The 20,237-nt window shown below is 45.5% G+C and carries 19 protein-coding genes; 7 read left to right on the top strand and 12 right to left on the bottom strand.

Features of this window, described 5'->3' with window-relative positions:
• The first annotated feature begins 69 nt into the window (after nt 1-69).
• Nucleotides 70-1,407 (top strand): HEAT repeat domain-containing protein, encoded by a 1,338-nt coding sequence (locus AC3FZD_RS08240; protein ID WP_488739670.1) that lies wholly within the window; start codon nt 70-72, stop codon nt 1,405-1,407.
• A gap of 274 nt (nt 1,408-1,681) precedes the next feature.
• Complete coding sequence (locus AC3FZD_RS08235; RefSeq protein ID WP_488739669.1) at nt 1,682-4,600, top strand: ATP-binding protein; 2,919 nt, start codon at nt 1,682-1,684, stop codon at nt 4,598-4,600.
• Here the strand turns inward: AC3FZD_RS08235 and AC3FZD_RS08230 are convergent.
• The 3 genes from AC3FZD_RS08230 to AC3FZD_RS08220 are packed head-to-tail and all read right to left on the bottom strand — an operon-like array spanning nt 4,587 to nt 8,040.
• Nucleotides 4,587-5,648: a hypothetical protein gene (locus AC3FZD_RS08230; RefSeq protein WP_488739668.1), complete on the bottom strand. Its 1,062-nt coding sequence runs from the start codon at nt 5,646-5,648 to the stop codon at nt 4,587-4,589. The two genes, AC3FZD_RS08235 and AC3FZD_RS08230, sit on opposite strands and share 14 nt — an antisense overlap.
• Before the next feature lie 6 nt (nt 5,649-5,654).
• On the bottom strand, nt 5,655-7,025 hold the full coding sequence (locus tag AC3FZD_RS08225; RefSeq protein ID WP_488739667.1) for a sensor histidine kinase: 1,371 nt from the start codon (nt 7,023-7,025) through the stop codon (nt 5,655-5,657).
• Nucleotides 7,026-7,059: 34 nt separating this feature from the next.
• Entirely contained in the window at nt 7,060-8,040 is a 981-nt protein-coding gene (locus tag AC3FZD_RS08220; RefSeq protein WP_488739666.1) for a DUF4351 domain-containing protein, read from the bottom strand.
• Between the two features lie 147 nt (nt 8,041-8,187).
• Here AC3FZD_RS08220 and AC3FZD_RS08215 point away from each other — a divergent pair, with 147 nt between their 5' ends.
• Both AC3FZD_RS08215 and ftsE read left to right on the top strand, forming a co-directional pair.
• Nucleotides 8,188-8,940 (top strand): WecB/TagA/CpsF family glycosyltransferase, encoded by a 753-nt coding sequence (locus AC3FZD_RS08215; protein WP_488739665.1) that lies wholly within the window; start codon nt 8,188-8,190, stop codon nt 8,938-8,940.
• A gap of 8 nt (nt 8,941-8,948) precedes the next feature.
• Complete coding sequence (gene ftsE, locus AC3FZD_RS08210; protein WP_488739664.1) at nt 8,949-9,698, top strand: cell division ATP-binding protein FtsE; 750 nt, start codon at nt 8,949-8,951, stop codon at nt 9,696-9,698.
• Here the strand turns inward: ftsE and AC3FZD_RS08205 are convergent.
• The 4 genes from AC3FZD_RS08205 to AC3FZD_RS08190 all read right to left on the bottom strand — a co-directional run bounded on the left by AC3FZD_RS08205 (nt 9,695) and on the right by AC3FZD_RS08190 (nt 12,920).
• Nucleotides 9,695-10,156, bottom strand: coding sequence for a pentapeptide repeat-containing protein (locus AC3FZD_RS08205; RefSeq protein ID WP_488739663.1), 462 nt, complete (start codon nt 10,154-10,156; stop codon nt 9,695-9,697). The genes ftsE and AC3FZD_RS08205 overlap by 4 nt on opposite strands.
• Before the next feature lie 165 nt (nt 10,157-10,321).
• Nucleotides 10,322-10,933 (bottom strand): hypothetical protein, encoded by a 612-nt coding sequence (locus tag AC3FZD_RS08200; protein ID WP_488739662.1) that lies wholly within the window; start codon nt 10,931-10,933, stop codon nt 10,322-10,324.
• A gap of 261 nt (nt 10,934-11,194) precedes the next feature.
• The gene (gene acsF / locus AC3FZD_RS08195; protein WP_488739661.1) at nt 11,195-12,271 is read right to left on the bottom strand and encodes a magnesium-protoporphyrin IX monomethyl ester (oxidative) cyclase; all 1,077 of its coding nucleotides are present in this window, start codon (nt 12,269-12,271) and stop codon (nt 11,195-11,197) included.
• A 265-nt stretch (nt 12,272-12,536) separates the two neighbouring features.
• Nucleotides 12,537-12,920: a DUF4346 domain-containing protein gene (locus tag AC3FZD_RS08190; RefSeq protein ID WP_488739660.1), complete on the bottom strand. Its 384-nt coding sequence runs from the start codon at nt 12,918-12,920 to the stop codon at nt 12,537-12,539.
• A 108-nt stretch (nt 12,921-13,028) separates the two neighbouring features.
• Here AC3FZD_RS08190 and galE point away from each other — a divergent pair, with 108 nt between their 5' ends.
• A complete protein-coding gene (gene galE / locus AC3FZD_RS08185; protein ID WP_488739659.1) occupies nt 13,029-14,027 on the top strand; it encodes a UDP-glucose 4-epimerase GalE in 999 nt (332 codons plus the stop codon).
• Between the two features lie 125 nt (nt 14,028-14,152).
• Here galE and AC3FZD_RS08180 read toward each other — a convergent pair whose 3' ends face one another.
• The gene (locus AC3FZD_RS08180; protein WP_488739658.1) at nt 14,153-14,821 is read right to left on the bottom strand and encodes a sugar transferase; all 669 of its coding nucleotides are present in this window, start codon (nt 14,819-14,821) and stop codon (nt 14,153-14,155) included.
• A 659-nt stretch (nt 14,822-15,480) separates the two neighbouring features.
• On the opposite strand from AC3FZD_RS08180, the gene AC3FZD_RS08175 reads away from it, so the two are divergent.
• Nucleotides 15,481-15,912 (top strand): hypothetical protein, encoded by a 432-nt coding sequence (locus tag AC3FZD_RS08175; RefSeq protein ID WP_488739657.1) that lies wholly within the window; start codon nt 15,481-15,483, stop codon nt 15,910-15,912.
• Here AC3FZD_RS08175 and AC3FZD_RS08170 read toward each other — a convergent pair.
• The 4 genes from AC3FZD_RS08170 to AC3FZD_RS08155 all read right to left on the bottom strand — a co-directional run bounded on the left by AC3FZD_RS08170 (nt 15,905) and on the right by AC3FZD_RS08155 (nt 18,842).
• Nucleotides 15,905-17,047: a histidinol-phosphate transaminase gene (locus AC3FZD_RS08170; protein ID WP_488739656.1), complete on the bottom strand. Its 1,143-nt coding sequence runs from the start codon at nt 17,045-17,047 to the stop codon at nt 15,905-15,907. The genes AC3FZD_RS08175 and AC3FZD_RS08170 overlap by 8 nt on opposite strands.
• Nucleotides 17,048-17,189: 142 nt before the next feature.
• The gene (locus AC3FZD_RS08165) at nt 17,190-17,795 is read right to left on the bottom strand and encodes a Spy/CpxP family protein refolding chaperone (RefSeq protein ID WP_488739655.1); all 606 of its coding nucleotides are present in this window, start codon (nt 17,793-17,795) and stop codon (nt 17,190-17,192) included.
• A 49-nt stretch (nt 17,796-17,844) separates the two neighbouring features.
• Nucleotides 17,845-18,249 (bottom strand): hypothetical protein, encoded by a 405-nt coding sequence (locus AC3FZD_RS08160; protein WP_488739654.1) that lies wholly within the window; start codon nt 18,247-18,249, stop codon nt 17,845-17,847.
• Nucleotides 18,246-18,842: a sigma-70 family RNA polymerase sigma factor gene (locus tag AC3FZD_RS08155; protein ID WP_488739653.1), complete on the bottom strand. Its 597-nt coding sequence runs from the start codon at nt 18,840-18,842 to the stop codon at nt 18,246-18,248. Before AC3FZD_RS08155 ends, AC3FZD_RS08160 begins: the two co-directional genes overlap by 4 nt.
• A 160-nt stretch (nt 18,843-19,002) precedes the next feature.
• Here AC3FZD_RS08155 and AC3FZD_RS08150 point away from each other — a divergent pair, with 160 nt between their 5' ends.
• Nucleotides 19,003-20,220 carry an ATP-grasp domain-containing protein gene (locus AC3FZD_RS08150; RefSeq protein ID WP_488739652.1) on the top strand — a complete coding sequence of 406 codons (1,218 nt, stop codon included), beginning with the start codon at nt 19,003-19,005 and terminating at the stop codon, nt 20,218-20,220.
• The last annotated feature ends 17 nt before the right edge of the window (nt 20,221-20,237 follow it).

Below are 20,237 nucleotides of genomic sequence, written 5' to 3'. Positions count from 1 at the left end.
AACTGAGAAAACTTGCTTAGGGTGGGTGAATCTTCTAACCAATCAAACATAACATTTGAGTCATACGATATGAAGCGGTTAAAAACCAGTGTATGGTCTAAGCGACAAGAGAATGGAGAGCAAGATCGTCAGTTATATGCTGAGTTTCAGCGTCAGGTGGAGCGCTGGAAAGAGTTAGGAGTAGCCGAGGATGTCTCGCAGATATTGGATCTAGGATTGCAGGTATTAGTCGCTGGTGATTTTCAGGCACGGTGGGGAGTGGCGAAGGTTTTGCCAGAGTTGGGCGCAGTTGCCATTGCGCCGTTGTTAGAGTTGCTCACTGATGAAGAGGAAGACGAGGAGTTACGCTGGTTTGCGGGCAGTATTTTGGAGAAGTTTAACCAACCGGTGGTGATTGCAGGGTTGGTAGAGGTGTTGAAAACGACAGAAAGTGAAGAGTTACGCGCTTTAGGATCTGATATTCTTGGCAGTTTTGGCGATTCTGCCCTGCCGGTGTTGCTAGAGTTACTGGATAATCCCATGACTAGGGAGTTGGCGGTTCGCGCTTTGATGCGAATTCGCCATCCGGATGTGATTTCTGCTTTGTTAAGGGTGGTTCCGGACGATCGCCCCCAGGTGTATGCTTTGGCTCTGGAGGGGTTGAGTTATTTTCAAGATCCCCGTGTGGTTCCAGCTTTGATGACGGGGTTGGATCATCTGATGGCGAGGGTGCGTTCTGCTGCGGTGGTGGGGTTAGGGTTGCGCTCGGATCGCTATTCGATGAGTTGGGTGTCTAGGGAGCAAGTGGTTGGGAAGTTGCGCGATCGCCTTTGGGATTTTAATCTGCAAGTGTGTCAACAGGCGGCTATTGCTTTGGGACGTTTGGCAACCCTGGAGGGGGCGATCGCGCTCTCTACGGTTCTGGGTGCTGACTGCACGCCTGAAACCCTACAACAAAGTGCAATTCAGGGATTGGGGCTGATCCTCGATTCAGATTCAGAAGTCGCTCATTTTGCCTTGGAGACTTTGCTTGAAAGTTTGCTTACGGCTAGATATTCGGAAACCGTAACCCTAGAGATGGTTAAGGGTTTGGCACAAGTGCAACCGCGAGAACTGCGGGAACGAGTCACGATTGCATTCATTCAGGGCTTAAATTTAGAGTTTTCTCCCAGGGTGAAGGGGGAAATTGCTTTAAGTTTGGGGGATTTGAGATGCGATTATTGCTCTAGCGATGGCTCCCATTATCGCGCTCTGGTGAGTTTAATCGAGTTATTGGCTGAAGATGAGATAGTCATCCGTCTTCATGCGATCGCCGCCCTCAAACAGTTTGGCGATCTCGCTTATAAACAACTTCAGGATCTCAACCAACGAGCCAATTTACCTACAGGACTTCAACAGGGATTGGCGATCGCTCTCCAAGAGTGGTAAACCCCATCATTTCCTCAATTCGTATCTCAGTTAACCAACCCAAAATGAATCTTAAGCTACAATAGCAACGATTGATTTACTTAAGTTAAGCGTTTAAGATTCTACATCATTAGACGCAATCCTCTAGACCGTCTATTTTCAACCCTTTGAATTTATTCGCAATTCCTTGTAAAAGCTACTTATTCTAATATACCAGGAATCTCCACTAATCCCATTGATCTTAATAAAAATTCAAGAATTATTAGCTATAGTTTCCAAACCAACCCCACTCACCATGAATGATTCTAATTCTTCTAACTTAAAGGTAGCCAACCCTCCATTAACCCATCAATCCTCTGGCAAACTGCTATCCCCTATAGCAATCAAACCTCTAACTCCTGCACTAGGATTACTTCAGTGGTTTAAAAATCTCCCCATTCGTCAAAAACAACTCATGGGACTCTTTACCTCAGAAATTATTTCTATTGTAGGACTTGTGGGTGTCGGTGCATACTTAATTGTTAAAGCAGGACATAATCAATTAAAAAATCAAGCCAAATCTGAATTAGCCGTCACTCAAATCAACTATAACATTAAAATCGATCAAATGGGCTTCGGATTTCGGGGACAATCCGATAACCTAGCCATTATTAAAGTATCCCAATACCATAGCGCAGGTCAACCCATTCCTTCCGACCTAAAAGACCAAGTTCACCAAATCTTAGAAAATGAACTCAAAGCTCGTAAAATTGAATATGCCACCCTAGTAGGCAAAAATCTAAAAATCATTGTCAATGGCAATCACAATCGAACCAATCGATTATTTAACCCTCAAAACCTCGTTGAAACAGCCCTCAAAACCGGGCAACAAATCAAAACCAGTGAAATAGTCCATTGGCAAGATTTACAATCCGAATCTCCCGAACATATCACTGAATTAACACCCGGCAAACCTGCCCTAATTCGGTATACCATCACCCCTGTCAAAGATCCCGAAACCCATCAACCCATTGCTGTTCTAGTTTCCGGAGATATCGTCAATAACAAAATCCAAATTGTCCAATCCACCCTAGAAGCGCTCGATGGCGGATATAGTGGTATTTATCTTTACGATCGGGAAAACCAAAACTTTAACCTCATTACCTCAATCAAAAAAATCGATCCCGATTCTCATCAATCTGCCGATTCTGGACTCAATCAATCCTATGTATTGAATTATAGTTTACCTGAATTTAGCTTACTCCAAAAAGCAGTTAATGGGTCTGAAAACCATGTCATCACTCAAAGAATAAAGCTAGACAAAAATTACTACACTTTTGCAGCCAAAGCCATTTATAACTATCAAAATCAACCCATTGCTATTTTACTGCGAGGAACTCCAGAAATTGCCCTAGAAAAACTAACCAAAGAAAGTCTCTTGTTTCAAGCGATCGTTGCGGCATTAGCATTAGGAGCTGATATTATCTTAGCCATTTTATTAGGAATTACCATCACTCGCCCCATTAAACGTCTACAACAAGCAACCCAATCTTTTTCTGAAGGAGATTTAAACGCTCGTGCTACTATCATAGGAACCGATGAAATCGGTCATTTAGCCGCCAATTTTAATCAGATGGCTGACCGAATTCTTCATGCTTTTCGAGAAATTCGCCATCATACCCAATCTCAAGCTGAATTAAATCTAGAATTATTAGCTGAAATTCAACAACGTCAAGCCGTTGAAGAAGCCTTACGTCAATCTCAAGATAAATTAGAAAAAGCCAAACAAGTTGCCGAATCTGCCAATCAAGCCAAAAGTGAATTTTTAGCCAATATGAGTCATGAACTGAGAACCCCCTTAAATGGTATTTTAGGATATGCCCAAATTTTAGAGCGCAATTCCCAATTCAGTCATGAATGTGGTAAAGCCATTTCAGTTATTCATCAATGTGGATCTCATTTGTTAACCCTAATTAATGATATTCTCGATCTCTCTAAAATCGAAGCCAGAAAACTCGATTTAGTCCCCCAAGAAATTGATTTTTCTCACTTTCTCCACACGATTATTCATTTACTTCAAGTTCGTGCCCATACTGAAAAAATACAGTTAACGTTTGACATTAAAAACGAGTTGCCAGCCCTTGTTTCTGTGGATGCCAAGCGACTGCGACAAGTCCTAATTAATTTATTGGGAAACGCAATTAAATTTACAGAAGAAGGAGAAGTCTGTTTTACCGTAGAAATTTTGGACTATTCCCACTTAGCCACGATTAAATTTGTGGTTTCCGATACTGGAGTGGGCATGAGTTCTGAACAAATTGAAAAAATATTTTTACCTTTTGAACAAGTTGGCGATCGAGCTAAAAAAAGTGAAGGAACCGGTTTGGGTTTAGCCATTAGTCAGCAAATTGTTCAGTTAATGGGAAGCGAAATTAAAGTTTCTAGTACCCTGGGAGAGGGGAGTGTGTTTGAATTCATCTTAGAATTACCTTATCAAAGGGTACAGAAAGTGGAGTCTTCCCCTGTAGCTCTGTCGATAATTAGGGGATATGAGGAGCCAGTCAAAAAAGTTTTAATTCTCACAGTTCCCCACTTAAAACTATCGGAACAAGGATTATTCATGCAAGATTTGCTCATCTCTCTTGGTTTTGAAGTCATTGATGCTCAAATGGGAGAAAACGGCATCGAGAGTAGTGAAGAAAAAACACCTGATTTAGTTATTATGGATGGTTTGACCCTCGATTGGAGTCAGAAAATCGAGCAAATGCGATCCCATTCTTGGTTAAAGGCTGTACCTCTTTTAGTGACTGTCGATCCCTGTGTGATTAACCATCAACCTTTACTCCATACTGTCACTGATGGCATAATCTGTAAACCGATCGAGTTAGAGCAGTTACTGAAACAAATTCAAAGGTTATTGAATTTAACTTGGATTTATGAAGATGTATCCCCAGTTTCTCTGAATCCTTGGCAACATCATTCCTCTTCTATGGACTTTATTAGACCCCCAGCAGAGAGATTAGAACATCTCTCACACTTAGCTCAACAAGGCAACTTAAAAGGAATTATTCGGGAAGTGGATGCTCTGGAAAAACAAGATCGGAGGTGGCAATCTTTAGCCCAACAAATTCGCGAACTTGCCCTGAAGTTTGAAGAAGAAGAACTTTTAGCTTTGTTAACTCAATTACAAATTCAAGGACAATCTAATCGGGAGATGACTACTATTCAGGAATAGGATTGGGCAAAATGGGATCGAGGGTGATTTCTAACTGGGCATTACTGACTACGGGGAGATTTCCGGCGATCGCCGCTTCAAATGTCCAAGTTTGCTGGTTAACCAAACATTGGACTAAATTTTGATAGGCGATACTGGTATCTTGAGCATTTAAAACCCTGGTATAACTGGGTAAAATTCGCCCATTCTCATCAATGGTGACCAATAAGGTAATCGTTTGACCAAAGTATTGCCGCGTATCGGACTCTAGGGGACAAGTGGGATTATCGGAGTTGAAAATTAGGGGCGTTTCTAAGGGTTTAATTTTCGCCCATCGATCGGGGATATCGGCTTGTTGTTCGGGGGGAGGGGGTTGGAGTCCTAGGAGTTTAGGGGCAAATTGTTCCGGTTTGATGTCCTCAATATTGGGTAATTCTTCTTCTGCAATGGGTGGATCTGGGGGGGAAGGATTGGCTGGAGAAGCGGAAGATTGGGGGGTAGGAGAGGGAAGAGGCGATCGCACCGGAACTGATTCTAGATCCGGCGAAGGAGTTACGAGAGGACGAGGAACGACGCTCTGTGTCGGAACTGGAGAATCTTCAGGAGTAGGAGAAGGGGATGGGGTAGGTTCCGGTTTGGGAGTGGGAGAAGGGGATGGGGTTGGCTCAGGTTCGGGAGTAGGGGATGGGGTTGGCTCCGGTTTGGGAGTAGGAGAAGGGGATGGGGTGAGAGCAGCAAAAGGTTCCCAGGAAGGAATGACTTCTTCCGGTTCAGGTGACACTTCTGGCTCAACGGGAAGCGGAGGAGGAACGGGGGATGGGGGTTTCCTCTGCTCAACGGGGGAAGGAGTCGCTTCTGGTGCTGGGGTTTCCTCAGCCGTAATCTCCAACATCTCAATGGGAATAAAGGATGCAGAGTTTGCCTCAGTCATCGGCAAACGCAATAGGGGTTCTAAGAACCATAGGGCTAATCCATGGAGTAGGATTGATCCCAAGGCTAAAAAGAACCAAAATTGAGCAGAATGGGGCGATTGCCTCGGATGGGAAGATTGATCCACAAGAACAGACATAACCCCCTAACTCGATAATCCTTGATCCGGTCGATATTCCGGTAAATTCACCGTAACAGTTGTCCCTCGATCCGGTTGCGATTCTATTTTAATACTGCCCTGATGGTTATCGACGATCGCCTTAACAATGGCTAATCCTAACCCCGATCCAGTTGCGACTTGACCTTCAGGATCTCGTGCATCTCGACTGCGAGCCGGATCGACTCGATAAAAGCGATCGAAGAGATAGGGTAAATCGGTTTTAGCAATGCCTATTCCTGTATCTTTGACTTGCAATTGTACATCAGAACCTTGGGTTAAATTAACAGTAATGGTTCCTCCAGTCGGAGTATATTGCAGAGCATTACTAATTAAGTTGGTACATAAACGAGTTAACTGCGTCCAATCTCCGGCAACGGTAAAGGGGTCTCGATCGCCCGGATAATCGGGAGTATCTAGGTTAAAGTTTAAGCTTAAATGGCGCGATCGCGCAATCAGTTGCTGTTCTTCGATCACTTCCATAACTAAAGCATCTAGGGGGATAGGTTGCCATTGTTGCTCAACGATACCACTATCTTGCCGAGCTAAAAATAACAGATCGTTCACCAATCGTCCCATCCGTCGCGTCAGTCTTTCTATGACTTGTAAATATTGATGTTGTTGGGAATCTAAACTGGGATCGGCAAGAGCAACTTGAACATTAGTTTGAATAGTAGCAATAGGATTTCTTAATTCATGGGAAGCATCGGAGGTAAATTGCTTGAGTTTCAGATAGCTCACTCTAACCGGTTCCATGGCTAAACCGGACAAGAACCAGCCGATCGCCCCGACTGCTAAGATGGTTAAACTCACAACTGCCGCCAAATCCACCATTAACTGGCGGGTCGGTTTCGTCACTTCAAACCAAGGATGACTGACGCGCAGGTATCCTAACACCTCCCGACCCACTTGTACGCGATCGGTTACTTGTCGAAGGAGAATATCATCCGTATCATGCCAAAGATTTTCCTGGCGCGACCGCTCAATTCGCACTGTTTCCCCCATCCGATTAAAATGGAGAGGCAGATTGAGGGGAGTTTCCCAAGTTGACCATAATAACTCTCCCGTGGCACTAAACCATTCTAAATCAATGCGATCGTCCTCAACTGGTTCCACTTGGTCTTGAAAACTGGCTTCTAGGTTAATCTGGAAATGGGGAGATTGACGATTAGCACTAGACAGAGCCTCAAAAATCAGCGATCGCTCCACCACTTCCACCACATGATTGAGGGTATCATCAATCCGCTCAATTAACGTCGCCCGCACATAGCCATAAATCCCCCCAGCAAAACAGAGCAGAAGCACCGCAGTCACGGCAGTGTACCACAAAGCTAAACGGCGACGGGTGGTTTGAAACATATAGAAATTCTAGGGACTAGGGATTAAGATTCTGCTACTCCATCCCATATTCATTGACCACATCCTCAAAAGCTGGTAAAGATTGAGCGGTTACCGCTTGAGTCAACAGCTCTCCCAGAATCTCCAGAGTATCTATCTTCCGCACTCGCTCGACTAACGTTGAGGGAATATCGCCAAAACGAACTTCCAGGATACGGAAAATCGCTTCTTGTTGCCCCTGGGCACGCCCTTCTTCACGCCCTTCTTCACGCCCTTCTTCACGTCCTTCTTCACGTCCTTTCTCAATACCAAACCGTTCAACACTGGTAATATAAGGCATATAGCTCTCCTGTTCTAACGTCTCAATTTCTCTCCATAAACGCCGCTCTTCTCGCTCTGGTAGAGCAATGAGCCAGTCAATCAACCGAAATAGCTCGACAATATCCTCGCGGGATAATCCCCGTTGATAGAGACTTTTGACCAATGCGAGTTTATTCTCATAGCCTCCTTCTGGATTTTGACCCATGTTCTGGGCTGCTCTATGAGCTTGAACCAGGGCAGCAAAGGGGTTAGAGTCATTGTCTAGCTCACTAATATTGTAATCAAGGAGCTTAACGATCGGAAAGGTTAAGCTGGCCTGGCATCCCCAAAAGTCTCGCTGATAATGATAGGGTCGCCAAGATGGGCGATCGTCCGCTAAAACGGCTAGACTGGCTATGTTACGACGGTAGGTGTCAAAGATACGACTATTGTAAATATACATTCGTTCAGCAAACTCGGATTGGGCTTGTGACTGCACTTCAATGTGTAACAGCACCCAAATTTCTTCTCCATTCCTGCGCCAGACTTTAACCAGTTTATCGGCATCTCGTCGCCCAGTTTCGGTTTCGCGCTTAATTTTCTGGAGTTCGGTATCGAGGAATTCAAAACCCCTGGCCCAATCAATCTCTGCCTCAATCAGGGGAAAGAAAAAGCGCATAAAATCATGAAAGTAAAGGGAAATGGCCTCTTTCCAGGGTGAGTCATAATCGGTCATCGCTGCACCTTTAATCCTTATTGACTCTATGATAGATCGCCTCTTTGCGAACTCTTTCAATACCTGCGGTAGCACTAAGGTAAAATACGGAAGCATTGACGATGGACGCTCAAAGACAAAAATATGGAGTCGCTAGAAGGGGTGAGGATGGAGAATAATCCAGTGAAGAGTCCAGAACCAGCGCAGGTGATGGGTCTTCCCGTTCATTTATGCGATGATTATCCGGAGTGGTTACTGGATCGACTCAGACAAGGCCAAGGGGCCCATGTGGTGACTCTGAATGCAGAAATGACCATGCAAGCAAGGGAAAATCCGGCTCTAGCCGAGGTTATCCGTCAAGCGGATTTGGTGATTCCTGATGGGTCGGGAGTGGTTTTATACTTGCAATGGCAAAAGTATCAGATTCAGCGCTTTCCAGGCATTGAGTTGGCGGCAACATTGCTTCAATGTATCCCCGAATTCTGCTCAACAGAGGGAGTATCCAGAGGAGTGTTTTTCTATGGAGGAGAGCCAGGAGTTGCCCAGGAGGCAGCGCAAAGGTGGCAGCAGCAATGCCCAGATTTAGCAATTGCCGTGCAACATGGGTATCTGTCCGAGGCTGAACAGCAAGATCTTTTAGCGACCTTGAAAGAAAAACAACCCTACCTAATTTATGTGGGATTAGGGGTTCCCCGTCAAGAACTCTGGATCGCCCAACATCGTTCTCTGTGTCCCGGTTCTATTTGGATTGGAGTGGGGGGCAGTTTTGATATTTGGGCAGGACGAAAGGATCGCGCTCCGGCTTGGTTGCGCGATCGCCATTTAGAATGGGTGTATCGCCTCTACCAAGAACCGAGCCGTTGGCGCAGAATGTTAGCCCTACCTCGGTTTGCCTGGTTATCGCTCACTCAATCCTTCTGATTTTTCAGATGAAAACCCTCAAGCAAACCCTACAGTCAGTTCAGCAATGGTGGCAACCCTCTCCCTCCCCAAAATCTTCGGCTTCGGGAAAAGAAATCATCATTGAGTTTGAGAAGGTTAACAAAACCTATGATCGGGGCGCTTGTCCCCTGCGTCAAGTCTCTTTACTCGTCTATAAAAGGGATTTTCTGTTTATCACGGGAGCATCTGGGGCGGGAAAATCCACCTTTCTCAAGCTCATTTATGGGGCAGAAAAGCCCACATCAGGGAACTTGACGGTTTTAGGGGAAACCATGACTACTCTCAAAGGCGATCGCCTCTCCCAACTGCGGCGTAAAATGGGTATCGTCTTCCAAGACTACCAACTCATTCCCCAAAAAACCATCGCCGAAAACCTCACCTTTGTCCTTCGCGCTCAAGGCTTCAGTCCATCAGAAATCCAGCGCCGTCTACCCGCTACCCTGAGAATGTTGGGCTTATCCCACAAAGCCAACTCTTTCCCCCATCACCTCTCTGGGGGAGAACAGCAACGAGCCAGTTTAGCCCGCGCTCTCGTCGGGACACCTCCTCTGCTCTTAGCCGATGAACCTACGGGTAACCTGGATTCCTACAATGCCCGGCAAGTGATGAAAATTCTACAAAAACTCAATCGCATGGGGATTACCATCCTAGTAACCACCCATGACGAACGATTGATTCAGTTTCTCGGAAAACCGGTGTTATCCTTACACCAAGGGAACTTAACCCCTGTTGATTAAAATTCTACATCTTCACCCGGTTCTGGCGCTGTTCCACCTACCCCAATTTGGGTATTGTAAATAGTCGCTTCTGTAATCGTCAGGTCTTCCATGTCTGCTTGGGTAACATCAACTTCAATCAAAGAAGCACGGGTAAAATTAACCGCTACCAGATTGGCTTCATGTAAACTAGCTTGATTGAGGAATGCATCCGTCAGATCTGCACCTTCCAGATTTGCACCCGTCAGATCTGCACCTTCTAAGTTCGCTTCGGTCAAATTTGCACCGGATAAATCAGCATTGCGTAAGTCAGCGCCAATCAGATGTTGTTGCCTTAAATCTGCACCAGAGAGGTCACATCCCATACAAGCGCGAGTTTCGAGGAGTTGTTGCACGTGAGCAGGATTTTCAGCTTGCGCTGGACTGAACCATAGAAGGGGAGTAAATAGGGCTAAGACTGCTGCGTTGGTAAGTTTCATATTTCCTTGCCTCCCACACTGGTATATCGATCGGATGTTATGGTTTTGAGTATAGGAAAATTCTCCAAGAATTTCTTCACCCAGGTGGAGGATTTACGGTTCATTCTTGTGGAGGATGTGCGATCGCCCTCCTTTATGGTACAATTGCTTAGAAATCTCGTGCAGCTAAAACATCCATTCCAAGGAAATACCCACTCGACTATCCTTGCGCTCCGTGGAATTCTGCTTTTCAATCTCCGTTCCTAAGCGCCATTGCTTAGTTAGAGCATAACCCATCGAGAGGGTGGTTAAACCGATTTCTGTGCCACTTCCCGGATTGACAAAGGTTTGCGAGAGGGATAAATCTGTACCGCCGCCCCGTGAGGGAATCAGGATTAGCCGCATCCCCAAGTTAAGCCCTCCCCTTGAATAGTCAGGGGTTCCCAGATGATGATAGCCTAAAACCGGCCCTACGTTAAAATAGCCCCCTAGGGGTAGTAAATGATAGTGTAGATCTAACGATACATGCGATCGCTCCCCCGAAAACGATCCCTCATACCCCAAGCTCGCACTTAACCGGGTTCTCCCCAACCACCAATCTTCTAAACCTACATGAAACCCCCCCAGATGCTCAGAAGACGGAAACTGGGAATAACCCGCTCTCAATCGCCTAGGTAAACTCGGATCAGTCTGTATTTCTTCTAACACATTTGGCACATCCTGTTGCCACCGTTGTAAGACCGGAGAGCCTTCTAAAATCTCTGGCGGAATCTCCACAGGAGAAGCACTTGCGGCCATTTCCAGCCCCCAGAATCCAACCACCGACTCCAGGATAAGATAGATTAGAGATTTTGCCCTCTTCCGATATCCCTCTCCCGTGGGAGAAGGACTTTTGCTCCCCTTCTCTTGCGGGAGAAGGGGTTTCGGCTGTCGCCGACATGAAAGAAGGATGAGGGCAAACCATGGATAACTCATTTGAAAAGGCTATATACTTTTAAAACCCAAGAAAAAGGGACTGCCAAGACTGACAGCACCCTTTCACCTCATGAAAAAATCCGATTAAAGCACAGCGCCTTGCATATCCGTTACATCAATAGGCTTCATGAAATACAGTTTGATGAACTGCACGCCATTAGAAAGGAAATAGGGCAATTTTTGCAGCAATTTTAAGAACTGAGGACTGCTAGAAGCATCAATTTCCCGCAATTTCTTATTATTCTCGATGCAAATATCCAAATATTCATAGAATTTGGGATTGTCTACATCTAACATAACGGGGAATACTCGACCAGCCGTTTCATTGGTTTTCTTAATCACATAGATGTCATATTCGCGAGCATCTAAACCAATGGAAGCATAGAAATCTGCCCGTTGGATATCATTGAGAAACATGGTAGCAAACACGGACAATAGGAAGAAGCGACTCCAGAGTTTTGCCGCCCAATCATTGAGCATTTGGGGCTGAGATTTCATAATGGCATCAAAGAAATCACCATGACGGTTTTCATCCTGACACCAATTTTCAAAGAAGCGGAAGATGGGATAAACTCTATCTTCCGGGTGTTGCTCTAAATGCCGATAGATGGTGATATAGCGCCAGTAGCCAATTTTTTCTGACAGATAGGTAGCATAGAAAATGAATTTAGGCTTGAAGAAGGTATAGCTGCGACTTTTGGTCAAAAATCCTAAATCTAGGGACAGATTAAAGTCAGACATTGCCTTATTCAAAAAGCCAGCATGACGGGCTTCGTCACGGGACATTAAATTAAAGCATTCTGCTAAAACTGGGCTTTTATCCTTGAGGCGACGGCCTAATTCTTTATAGAGTAAGAAACCAGAAAACTCAGCCGTGCAAGAGCGTTCGAGAAATTCCACAAACAAGCGACGAGTTTCACCATCAATATGATCCCAGGATTGGTTAAATTCCTCGTCACGGACAAAATGATGGCGATTATAATCTGTTCTGAATTCTTCTAGAATCGCTTGCAATTCTGCTTCATTTACAGAGATGTCCATCTTGGCCATTTCATCGAAGTCTGTGGTGTAGAATCGAGGAGTCAGGATAGTTTCCTTAGCCGGGATTTTTACACCGGGACGGATTTCTTGAAAAGCGGGTTTTTCAGCCGAGCTTACCATAGGTCTTTAACGATTGGTTTTGAGTTATGAGTGTTTTCCCTTATGGGAGTTTGAATCTCCGATGAGGGAGGGATTTAAAGTATCTAGGGTCTTAGTCTAACAAGGTCTGAGGCAGCGATCGCCATTTTTATGTTAAGAGTTGCAACAATTTCGTTACTTTTCTTGATTAACTTGGAGAACGATAGGGCCAATTTTCCTCTTGTGACGGGGGATACAGCCATTCTGGAACATCCGGCATCCGGCGATCGTAATGGCTTCATTTTTCTTAATCTTGGATATACTCTGTACCCTGAACCAACGCCAACTCCGCCCGCACCAACTCCCGTCCCAAATACGCCCCATGATCGAACATCGTTACCGCGCAGGGAGGATGGGTTTCAAATAACTTCACACAGAGTTCCTTAGCCGTTCGCGCCTTGTACACTTGGGTGGGGGTTCGTTCCACTTTCCCCTTGGCAGGAATCACTTTCCCCGTGTCCGGATCGACCGCCAAACCGCGATCGTTGATAATATTAGTAAAATGCTTGGCACAAATCAGCCGAGCCTCTCGATCCAGGTAAATAATAAAATACCCCCCCGGATCGAGGGCAATCTCTCGTTTCGAGAGTTCGTTATCAATGGCAGTAATCTCTTGGGCAATGTCTGTCATAACTTAAAGAAACAATCGCTAACTGGCATGAAAGATTAGGGTTAAGATGATCGAGATCTAGGGTAATGCAACTACCAGACAAACATCAATCAATAAGGGGCTTTTAAGGTGGCGCAACAAAAACCAACCATTTTAGTAACCGGTGGAGCGGGCTATATTGGCTCCCATGCGGTGTTAGCTTTGCAACAGGCCAACTATGAAGTAATTATTCTAGATAATCTCAGTTATGGCCATCAAGATTTAGTAGAAAATGTTCTCAAAGTACCCTTAATTGTGGGAGATATTGGCGATCGCCTCTTACTCGATCAAATCTTCCAAACCTATCCTATCACTGCGGTCATGCACTTTGCCGCCTTTATTGCCGTTGGCGAATCTGTCCACAAACCCGGCATGTACTACAGCAACAACGTTCATGGCACATTAACCCTACTCGAAGCCATGCTAAACGCCAACGTCAATCAGTTAGTGTTCTCTTCCACTTGCGCCATTTACGGAGAACCCCAAACCCTCCCCATACCCGAAAATCATCCCCAAAATCCCATGAGTCCCTATGCCGCAAGCAAAGCCATGGTAGAACGTATCCTGACCGATTTTGATAGCGCCTATGGCTTAAAATCCGTCCGTTTTCGCTATTTTAATGCCGCCGGAGCCGAACCCGGAGGCTTATTAGGAGAAGATCATCATCCGGAAACCCATTTAATCCCCTTGGCACTGCAAACGGCTCTAGGAAAACGAGAATCCTTATCCATCTTTGGTACAGATTACGACACAGAAGATGGAACCTGTATTCGAGATTATATCCATGTCATTGACTTAGCGGCTGCCCATGTACTGGGTTTAGAATATCTCTTAAAGGGGGGTGAAAGCGAAGTCTTTAATCTCGGCAATGGCAATGGCTTTTCCGTCAGACAAGTGATTGAAAGCGCTCGCCAAGTAACTGGATCTGAAATTAAAGCCATTGAATGCGATCGCCGTCCCGGAGATCCGCCTATATTAGTCGGTAGTAGCGACAAAGCCAGAACCCTCCTCAACTGGAATCCTATCTATCCAGACCTAGAAACCATTATTCGCCATGCCTGGCAATGGCATCAATCTCGCCATGGGTAGATTGAGTAATCAGTAGTGGGTAGTCGTTAGTGGGTAAGGGTAATCATCTCCCATCCCCCAAAATAAAAGAAGGGTCAACAGCCGTTGACCCCTAAACACCGTCACTTTACACCTAGTCCAATCCATTAACAAGCACCGGTTCGACGCAGAACCACATGAATCGTTTGCCAAATAATCTGTAAATCATAGAGAGGAGTCCAGAGAGTTTGGTATTTTAAATCCAAACTGACAATATCTTCAAAATTCTTCACTAAAGAACGGCCGCTCACTTGCCACTGCCCTGTTAAACCCGGCTTCACATCCAAACGTCTCCAATGATGAGGTTTGTAGCAAATCACCTCCTCATGAATGGGAGGACGAGTCCCGACTAAACTCATATCTCCGAGCAGCACATTCCAGAATTGGGGAAACTCATCTAAACTACTTTTGCGTAAAAACTGACCTACCCTAGTCACGCGGGGATCGGATTCATTTTTAAAGATTAAGCCCTTAGCCTTGTTTGTCACCTTAGACTTCAGGCTATCCGCATTCATCACCATCGAGCGAAACTTATAAATCGTAAAGGGCTTACCATGGAGTCCATAGCGGCGCTGACTGAAGAAAATGGGCCCAGGACTATCGAGTTTAATGGCAATCGCGATTGGCATAAAGATCAGAGCTAAAATGAGCAAACCCACCAAAGAGCCGACAACATCGATGAAACGTTTAATCGGGCAATCTGTAGAAGGATGATGGGGTCTAGGCAAAACCGATACCAACTCCCAGCTTGAACCTAGGGGATAGTTACTATTCATAATGCTTATAGTCTTATCGTTATGTGAGACGGATTCAACTTGATGCCGGTGTGTGCTTATACTTTTTTGATCGTAAGTCAACTGTTTAGCTTTTGGGTAGGATTAACCCCTAAACTTCTTTAAATCTTTGCAATTGTGCCCTCTTCTGCTCAGTTTTATGAAGTTTTGATGAAGTTAAGGGAGGGACTAACTATAGGATTTATACTGAAAAGTAGACTCGATAATTTTAACAATACATATCAAAATATTGATTGTGCAACTGCACCAGCTATCAAGATCGGTAACAGATAAACGCTTTCAAGTCGATCGAGTCCGGGTTACATGACTTGAATCGGTAAAGATCTCTGGGATGACGATCTATTTTCTCAAGCCAGGAGAGACAATCGCTGTTGCCAGGTAGAGTTAATGCACTTAAACTGGGTTTGTTTCGGCATCCATGCGGATGATCCATAACCATCAAATCGCATCTCCTATTCTTTTTCTTTCTCATAACCGCTTGTGAACCTAACCGATTATGATCGCAAATGGACAGCAATCATCTAAACTGCTACCAATCCTCTCCTTCTCCAAAACCTGACTTGACTTCACATAGGGGAGTTCAGTCGGTTCAAGAGAATTGCCCACACCATCGATCTCATGCTCGAAAACTTAGTCAAACAATGGTAGAGATGCCAGATCCGGATTCGTTGAGTCAATTGAAATCAGGAAAAGTTTGGATCGTTAGTAAGAAGCGTCGTAATGGACTGATTGTCTATAAGCGCTGTCATTCAGAATTTGCCGGTCCTGGGGCTGCTGTAGGTGGTATCTGTGATTCAGATTGCCACGGCTGTTTACCTATGGGTAATCTGGAGTTAGTCCTTCCCCAAAGCCCAGAAGAATTGTACCAAGCCTATTTAACTCGCATTCAATGGACTCGCCTTCTCCATGGCATTACCAGTGATAGTATTCCTATAAAACGGGCGCAAAAAATTCTTCAGAATTTTGAAGGCTTTTTTGGCGCTAAAACGGTCTCTAGTACACCAGATGAAGCCTTTGCCCTCATGGTTGGAGTCATTCCAGAGACCATCCATCAGGCTCGATTACTCAGTTAGGGATGGGAACGGAGACTAAAAGGTGATGGAGTCTTTGGTAGGTGCGTTGATTTTCATCAGGATTGCCGATGGTAATCCTCAGTCCTCCTCCAGTATGGCGAATGAGAGTGCCTTGATTTTTCAGGCGATCGCCAATTTCTTCATAGGTCAGTTGGCTGGTAGAATTGAGCCGAGCATAGAGGAAATTACCGCGACTTGGCCAAACTTGGAGTACAGAAATTTGATTCAGTTTTTCTTGAAGTTGTTCTCTTTCTTGTAATAGTAGATCGATGGTGCTAAGAATCGATTGACGGTTCTGAAGAACCAACAGAGCTGCAAGTTGGGAAAAAGTCGGTAAGTTATAAGGCAATCGCACTTTTTCTAGAGCATCAATGAATTCAGGATGACCGATAGCATAGCCGACGCGATGGGAGGCTAACCGAAAAGCTTTGGAAAAGGTGCGTAATATCACCCAGTTGGGATGTTGAGCCAATTCTGGGACAAGGGTATGTTGACTAAATTCAAAATAGGCTTCATCAATCACTACCAAGATTTCTGGAGGCAGTTGTTTTAACCACTGGATTTCAGCCGAGGTGAGGGGGTTACCAGTGGGGGAGTTGGGATGAACCATGAAAACCACCCGAATCGGAACCGGAGTCTGGGTTTCAATGGCTCTTTGAGCTGCTTCTAGATCGGTTTCAAAGGTTTGGGGATGGCGATTGATATTCACGACAGGAATACCTAGGGTTTTGGCTAGAATTCCATACATGGAGAAGGTGGGATGAGCGGTTAAAACCGCAGCTCTCTCCCCTAAACAAGTGGCCATGAGGATCGAGCGAATCAGTTCATCGGAGCCATTGCCGAGGCAAATTTGAGTAGGGGAAATGGCCGATTCTGGCGCAATTGGGGCGGATTCATTCCCATATTCAGAAATAGCCTGTTTTAACTCCTGATGACTGCCATCGGGATAGCGATTGGCTTCGAGGGGATGACGATAAAGTTCGGCTAATTTCTCTTTGAGATCTTCAGGTAAATCATTGGTGCTTTCATTGGTATCGAGTCGATCCAAGGTCTGGGGATGAGTGCCAGTGATGCCTCCGGGATGGGGTTTATAGGCATTCAGTTGGGCGATCGCCGGACGGATGAAAGACAACATAGACTTAAACTCACTCAGAAGTAGCGGTGAAGATGGGATCAGCATATCAAATTTTATTAAGGTGGGGAGATGGGGGGATCGCCAATCGACCATGACCCATGACCTATTACCCATTCCCACTACCCATTCCCACTACCTATTATTATCGATTACCCCGACGATTCCCAGGGCCATTTTCTGGGCCAGAACCCAAGCGATCGCGTCTTTGATTCATCATCTCACCAAACTGTTTCCGTTGACTAGCATCAAGTACATTGCGAATTTCCATCATGCTCTCAAAATGAAGATGACCCATTTGCTGCGCCAACTGTTGCACCTGTTGATGTTGGGCGCGAATTTGGCTATCATTAGCATCTCCCGTCATTAAAGTCCGCAACTGCTCGCGAGCTTGCTCCATAGCGTTGTGGTTTTGTTCAAATTGGGATTCATAGCGGTCTCGAATCCCTTGGATTTCCTGTTGCTGTTGTTGCGACAGATTCAAATTCTGCATCAATCCCCCCGGCCCGCGCTGGCCTCCTCCGTGCTGACTCACCCTTGTCCCCTGATTACCCCCATTACTAGGATTACCATTGCTTTGCACGGGTGACCCGCCACGATTCCAGTTACCGGAATTGCCATTACTACGACTTGCAGCCACTTCCTGACCTAATCCCTGATTGTCCCAATTGCCACGGGGTTTAGCTTCCACCATTCCCGCACCCAGAACCAACACACTTAAGGTAACAGCACAAACACGAGTGATAGACATAGGTTTAACCGACATCATCTTGAAAGACCTCTTAAAATTAAATGAATGACTAATGGGTTGATGGCAGAGATTCCGGTAAAAACCAAGGATCTTCAACCCAGACAGACTCTTGGCTAGAGGGACTCACCGTCCCCTCCCAAGTGGTTTGCAAAAATCGATCTAATGACGCTATTTCTTCTTCAGATAGGGGTTGGCTGGCCATTTGAGTAGACCAGCAAGCATATCCACCAATCCCCAAAATTAGACTAGCGGCGATCGCCCCGAAGAGCCATACCTTTCTCCTTCTCTGACCCCTAAGACTTTCCGGATTAAGGCTCTGGATTTCTGCCAGAATCTGGTCTTCGAGTCCCCTAATCTGAGGTGGAGGACAAGGCCGGTATTGATGCAGAAACTGCACCAGGCGATCGTCTTTTCCCGTCTCACCCGATGAAGAATGAGAATTGATTGGCTTCATAATTGCACTCCCTGTTCTTCCAAAAACTGACGCATGGCTGCTCGACCATGAAATAACCTCGATTTCACTGTCCCCAAAGGAATCTCTAAAACCTGGGCAATTTCCTTTTGGGGCATATCTTCCAAATCATGCAGAACTACGACAGTGCGATGTTCCCAGCTCAAATGTTCTAGACTCCGACGCACCAAATCTTGATAATGCAATTGCATTAAATCAGATGTGTCTTCAGACACAGATGGCAGCTCCACATTCAAGGAAAATTGGTTCTGTTTCGCCAATTGTCGCCGTCGATCGAAGGCTACATTACAAGTAATTCGATAAAGCCAAGTGGAAAACTTGGCCGTTTTCCGAAACTTCGGTAGTCCTTTCCAAGCTCGTAAAAACACCTCCTGAACCCCATCATCTAGGTAGGATGTCCCACTAAGTTGATAGAGGGTGGAGCGAACTGGGGATTGATAACGGCGGTATAATAGGCGATAGCTCTGGGGATCTCCCCGAACAGATCGACGGACTAATTCTGAATCATCTAACGGCGATCCAGAATCACCATTGCTCTGATGAGAGTCCCAAAGATGAGCTAATCTAGCAGCCACGCAATCCGTTCCTTGTCATTAGCGATTTCTGTGTGTTTAGACTATGGGGAGGGACAGAAGGTTCAATCGGGTCAGTGATAAACTGAAATTCTAGAGATTTAATTTCTAGATAAAATAAAAATTTACTTGTGCAACATTCTGGTCTAACCCCGATTTTTATATGGATTTATTAGAGTATCAGGCTAAGGAACTATTTGCCCAAATTGGTATTCCCATCTTGCCATCTCAGTGCATTAACCATCCGGCTGACTTGAAGGGATTGAAGATTCCCTATCCCGTAGTCCTAAAATCCCAAGTGCGGGCTGGGGGTCGGGGTAAGGCCGGTGGGGTGAAATTTGCCGAAAATACGATTGATGCGGTGGCGGCAGCCCAAGCGATTGTGAATTTGCCGATTATGGGCGATTATCCGGATGTGATTCTGGCTGAGGCTAAATATAATGCCGATCGCGAGTTTTATTTAGCAGTGGTTTTAGATACCCATGCGAGACGACCGGTGTTATTAGGGTCGAATAAAGGGGGAGTCGATCTCGATGCAGTAATGGAACAGATGCAAGTGGTGGTGGTGGATCGGAGCTTTTCTCCTTTTTATGCTCGCCGTTTGGTGTTGAAGATGGGACTCCAGGGACGCTTAATTCAATCGGTGAGTCAGATTATTGAAAAAATGTATCGGTTGTTTGTGGATAAAGATTTGGATGTAGTAGAAATTAACCCTTTGGGTGTGAGTGCGGATGGCAGTGTGATGGCTTTAGATGGTAAGGTAACGGTGAATAATGAAGCCTTAAGTCGCCATCCGGATGTGATGGAGTTATTGCAAAAACATGCACCCGGATTGATTAATCTCCCTGGGTTGACCCTAGACCATAATGGCGATCGCGCCAATGATGGGCCCCATTATCGCCCCCAAAAACAGGATGCAGTTAAAAATTTAAACTTCCATCTCATGGATTTAGAGGGAACGATAGGGGTGTTATCGAATGGAACAGGATTGATGATGGCCACCCTGGATTTAATCTATAGTAATGGCTCTCATCCCGCTCGGTGTCTAGATGTGGCTGGAGACTTTCAAGGGGGATGGTTGGCGGATCAATTCTGCGAGCGGATGGAGCAGGGGTTGGAGTTGGTACTCGATTGCCATCGGGTGGAGGTGATCCTGGTGAATTTGATTGGGGGTTTAACGCCAAGCGATCGCATTGCTGAGGCGATCATAAAAGTGTTAGAACAGCGATCGCGATCCCCTGCCTATTCCCCCATTCCAGTAATCCTTAGATTGGTGGGAGATCCCTTGAGTCCGGCGATCGCCGAACGGTTGGCTCGATTCCAAATTACCTGGATCGAAGACCTAGAAGCAGCGATTAAAGCGGCTTTAGAGCAAGCGTAAGCTTTAAGTGTTCTGTA

The sequence above is a fragment of the Roseofilum sp. KMC-1 genome (genome assembly GCF_057802075.1).
Note: the sequence above shows the minus strand (reverse complement) of the source record. Positions and strands in the feature narration are given on the sequence as shown.